This is a genomic window from Streptomyces sp. SID5785 (genome assembly GCF_009870065.1).
Lineage (GTDB): Bacteria > Actinomycetota > Actinomycetes > Streptomycetales > Streptomycetaceae > Streptomyces.
On record NZ_WWIA01000920.1, the window covers coordinates 1 to 1,204 of the forward strand.

Here is a 1,204-nt window from a genome sequence, read left to right on the forward strand (position 1 = left end):
TTGCCGCCCGGCCCGGTCGGCTGCGGGATCCCCCGGAAACGATCCGCACCGAACGCCTTCACGTGATCCTGGTAGGAACCCAGATTGTGGTTGACCATGCCGATGGTGCCCTGGTCCCACTGGGCCACCATCTTCGTGAAGTCGTTGTTCAGATCCGCCGACGGCGTCACCTTCTTGTACAGCGCCGCGTACTTCTCCAGCGCCGCCACGTTCCGCGGATCGTTCAACGTCGTCCTCTTCCCCGACGCATCCCAGAACGACGTGATCCCCGACTGCCCGTACATCGCGTCGAAAGCCTGCGCGATCGACCCCGCACCACCCCGGATCGTGTACCCGAACGCGTTCTTCTTCGCATCCGTCAGCTTCCGCGCCGCCCGGTAGAAGGCGTCCCAGGTGAGGGGCTCCGGCAGGCCGGCCTTCTCGAACAGGTCCGTGCGGTAGTACAGGACGCCGTTGTTGGCCGAGGTCGGGATCGTGTACATCGCGTCGCCCTCGTCGACGGCAGCCTGGACGGACTCGACGAAGCCCTCGTTGAGCTCGCCCTTGAGCGGCGACTTCGCGTACCGCGCCGTGAGCGGTTCGAGGGCGTTCTGGAGGACGAACGCCGAGGCCATGGTGGTGCTGACGCCACCGACGTCGGGCAGGCCGCCGCCCTGGAGCGCGGTCTCGACCTTGGACTGGTACTCGGTCGCGGAGACGCCCACGTACTCGACGTCGATGTCCGGGTTCGCCTTCTCGAACCCGGCGATGATCTCCTTCCAGACGGCGGTGCGGACCCCGCCGTTGTTGTCCCAGAAGACGATCTTCCCCTTGCCCGTGCCCGCGTCGCCCTTGTCCCCGCCGCCCGAGGACCCGTCGTCACCGCAGGCGGTCGCGGTCAGGGCCAGTGCGGACACCAGGGAGATCGCCGCGGTGACGCGGCGGCTGCGCTGCTTGTTCATGATGGTCGGCTCTCTGTGTGGGCTCGATGGAGGATGAACAGGTGCAGGTGGTGCGGGGCGTGGGGGGGGCCGGGCCGGGCCGGGCGGTTCAGCCGGCCTGCTGCCGGAGCCATTCGGCCTGGGCCGTGTCGAAGGCGTCGGCCATCCGGTCCAGGAACTCCCGGGCGCTGAGCGTGCCGAGCAGGACCTTCTGGAAGGCGGGCTCGTTGTCGGTCTTGGACAGGGTGTTCCAGTCCGGGAGGTAGTACGGGAGCTGCACGATC

Annotated in this window: 1 protein-coding gene and 1 pseudogene; both read right to left on the reverse strand. The window is 67.9% G+C overall.

Annotation, left to right across the window (positions count from 1 at the left end):
* Nucleotides 1-941: sugar ABC transporter substrate-binding protein (locus GTW43_RS30115; RefSeq protein WP_161305153.1), on the reverse strand; the 941-nt coding region annotated here is incomplete at its 3' end.
* Between the two features lie 88 nt (nucleotides 942-1,029).
* Nucleotides 1,030-1,204, reverse strand: a pseudogene (locus GTW43_RS30120) (sugar ABC transporter substrate-binding protein); the annotation flags it as partial.